The sequence below is a fragment of the uncultured Aquincola sp. genome (assembly GCF_964001545.1).
GTDB lineage: Bacteria > Pseudomonadota > Gammaproteobacteria > Burkholderiales > Burkholderiaceae_C > Aquincola.
The window spans coordinates 1-3,354 of the sequence record NZ_CAXFDV010000823.1 but is presented as its reverse complement, the minus strand read 5'-3'; the positions used below and the strand labels follow the sequence as shown (position 1 = coordinate 3,354).

The 3,354-nt window shown below is 68.2% G+C and carries 2 protein-coding genes; both read right to left on the bottom strand.

The window, feature by feature from the left end; genetic code table 11:
* On the bottom strand, positions 1 to 1,109 hold a 1,109-nt coding region (locus ABNT58_RS28550; protein ID WP_348756733.1), incomplete at its 3' end, for a VC_2705 family sodium/solute symporter.
* A gap of 60 nt (positions 1,110 to 1,169) precedes the next feature.
* Positions 1,170 to 3,354 (bottom strand): phosphoenolpyruvate synthase (ppsA, locus tag ABNT58_RS28545; protein ID WP_348756732.1); only part of this gene is annotated, 2,185 nt, incomplete at its 5' end.

Sequence of the window (3,354 nt, the reverse complement as noted above, 5' to 3'; positions counted from 1 at the left end):
GGCTGGGTGGAGGCATAAGGCTCGGCCTGCGGCGCCATGCCGCCCAGCGGCAGCGCCTGGCGGGCCGAGTCGTCGCGCTCGCGCTCGTAGGCGGCGCGGGCATCGGTTTCGTTGCGTGGCGCCATCGCCAGCTGGCGTTCGGCCTGCTGGATGCGGCGCAGCGGCGCGTCTTCGGCCTTCAGCGCCTGGATGCGCTCGGCCTGGCGCTTGGCGTCTTCCTTCATCGCGGCCGGCACGTCGGCCAGCTTCTGCTGCGCGCTGGTGGCGCGCCGCTCCAGCGCGGCCTGGGCGCGCTGCTCGGCCGCGTCGTTGCGCAGGTGCTCTTCCATGCGCGTGACCTGCTGCAGCTGCTGCGAATAGGTCAGCTGCGGCAGCCAGCTGCCGTTCTGCTTGATGGACAGCCAGGTCAGCGGCAGCAAAAAGGCGATCAGCAGCACGATGTACTGCGCCACCTGCGTCCAGGTGACGGCCCGCATGCCGCCCAGGAAGGAACACACCAGCACCCCGCCCAGGCCGACGAAGATGCCCACCTCGAAGCTGAAGCCGGTGAGGTGCGAGGTGATCAGGCCCACGCCATAGATCTGCACCACCACGTAGACGAAGGACACCAGCAGCACCGCCACCACGGCGATGAAGCGCGGCAGCGCGCCGTAGCGCTCGCCGATGAAGTCGGGGATGGTGAACTGGCCGAAGCGGCGCAGGTACGGCGCCAGCAGCAGCGCCACCAGGCAGAAGCCCCCGGTCCAGCCCAGCAGGTAGGCCAGGCCGCCGAAGCCCTGCAGGTAGAGCACGCCCGCCATGCCCAGGAAGGAGGCGGCGCTCATCCAGTCGGCGGCGGTGGCCATGCCGTTGTAGAAGGCCGGCACGCGCCGGCCGGCCACGTAGTACTCGGCCTCGTCGGTGGTGCGGCACGACAGGCCGATGGTGGCGTACACCGCCACCGTGGCCACCAGGAACATGGTGCCGATCCAGGCGCGCGAAAAGCCCGAGCGCTCGGCCCAGGCCAACAGCGCGACGAACACCAGCACGCCCAGCGCAAACAGACCGTAGCGCCGGTGCAGGCGCCGCTCGAAGGCGCCTGCGTCGAGGCTGTGCGGCGTGCTTTTCAAGACCGCGCCCCCTGGCTCCGCCTGCAACCGCCGGACCGCAAGGGGCGCGTGCCGCCGGCCTTACTTGACGGCGCCCAGGCGCTGCCAGGTCTCGATCACGGTGTCGGGGTTCAGCGAGATCGAGACGATGCCTTCCTGGGCCAGCCAGTCGGCAAAGTCGGGGTGATCGCTGGGGCCCTGGCCGCAGATGCCGACGTACTTGCCGGTGGCGCGGCAGGCGGCGATGGCACGCGAGATCATGGCCTTGACCGCCGGATCACGCTCGTCGAAGTCGCCGGCCAGCTGCTCCAGGCCCGAATCGCGGTCCAGGCCCAGCGTGAGCTGGGTCAGGTCGTTGGAGCCGATGGACATGCCGTCGAAGTACTCGAGGAACTGCTCGGCCAGGATGGCGTTGCTGGGCACCTCGCACATCATGATCAGGCGCAGGCCGTCCTGGCCGCGCTGCAGGCCGTGCTCGGCCAGCATCTCGTTGACCTTGCGCGCCTGCGTCAGCGTGCGCACGAAGGGCACCATGATCTCGACGTTGGTCAGGCCCATGTCGTTGCGCACGCGCTTGAGCGCTTCGCACTCCATCGCGAAGGCATCGCTGAAGTCGCCGCTGATGTAGCGCGACGCACCGCGGAAGCCCAGCATCGGGTTTTCTTCGTCCGGCTCGTAGCGCGAGCCGCCGATGAGCTTGCGGTACTCGTTGCTCTTGAAGTCGGACAGCCGCACGATCACCGTCTTGGGCCAGAAGGCGCCGGCGATGGTGGCGATGCCCTCGACCAGCTTGTCGACGTAGAACGCGCGCGGGCTGGCATGGCCGCGGGCCACCGACTCCACGGCCTTCTTCAGGTCGGCATCGATGTTCGGATAGTCGAGGATGGCCTTCGGGTGCACCCCGATGTTGTTGTTGATGATGAACTCGAGCCGGGCCAGGCCGACGCCCGAGTTGGGCATCTGCGCGAAGTTGAAGGCCAGCTGCGGGTTGCCCACGTTCATCATGATCTTGATGGGGCAGTACGGCAGGTCGACCGGCTCGACGTCGGAGACGTCGGTGTCCAGCAGGCCGTCGTAGATGTAGCCGGTGTCGCCTTCGGAGCAGGCCACGGTGACCAGGGCACCGTCGCTCAGCTTCTCGGTGGCGTCGCCGCAGCCCACCACCGCCGGGATGCCCAGCTCACGCGCGATGATGGCCGCATGGCAGGTCCGGCCGCCGCGGTTGGTGACGATGGCGCTGGCGCGCTTCATCACCGGCTCCCAGTTGGGGTCGGTCATGTCGGTGACCAGCACGTCGCCGGGCTGCACGCGTTCCATCTCGGTGATGGAGCTGACCAGGCGCACCGGGCCGGTACCGATCTTCTGGCCGATGGCGCGGCCTTCGGCCAGCACGGTGTTCTTGCTGGTGTCGCCCTTGAGCTTGTAGCGCTGCTCGACCTTGCCCTCGGACTGGCTCTTCACCGTCTCGGGGCGGGCCTGCAGGATGTAGAGCTTGCCGTCACCGCCGTCCTTGCCCCATTCGATGTCCATCGGGCGGCCGTAGTGCTCCTCGATGATGAGGGCGTACTTGGCCAGTTCGGTCACGTCGGCGTCGTTGAGCGAGTAGCGGTTGCGCTGCTCGGGCGGCGTGTCCTCGGTCTTGACCAGCTTGCCGCTGGCGGCCTTTTCCTCGGGCGAGGCGAAGGTCATCTTGATGAGCTTGGAGCCCAGGTTGCGGCGGATGACGGCCACCTTGCCGGCCTTGAGCGCCGGCTTGTGCACATAGAACTCGTCGGGGTTGACGGCGCCCTGCACCACCGTTTCACCCAGGCCGTAGCTGGAGGTGATGAAGACCACGTCCTTGAAGCCCGACTCGGTGTCGATGGTGAACATCACACCCGCGGCGCCGAGGTCGGAGCGCACCATGCGCTGCACGCCGGCCGACAGCGCCACGTCGGCATGGGCAAAGCCCTTGTGCACGCGGTAGCTGATGGCGCGGTCGTTGTAGAGGGAGGCGAACACCTCCTTCATCTTGGCCAGCACTTCGGCCAGGCCGACCACGTTGAGGAAGGTTTCCTGCTGGCCGGCGAAAGACGCGTCAGGCAGGTCTTCGGCGGTGGCCGACGAGCGCACCGCGAACGAAGCGCCGGGGTTGCCGGCGGTCAGCTTTTCGAACTCGGCGGCGATGGCCTGTTCCAGGTCGGCCGGGAACGGGGTTTCTTCCACCCAGCGGCGGATCTCGGCGCCGGCTTCGGCCAGCGCACGCACGTCGTCGGTGTCCAGCGCG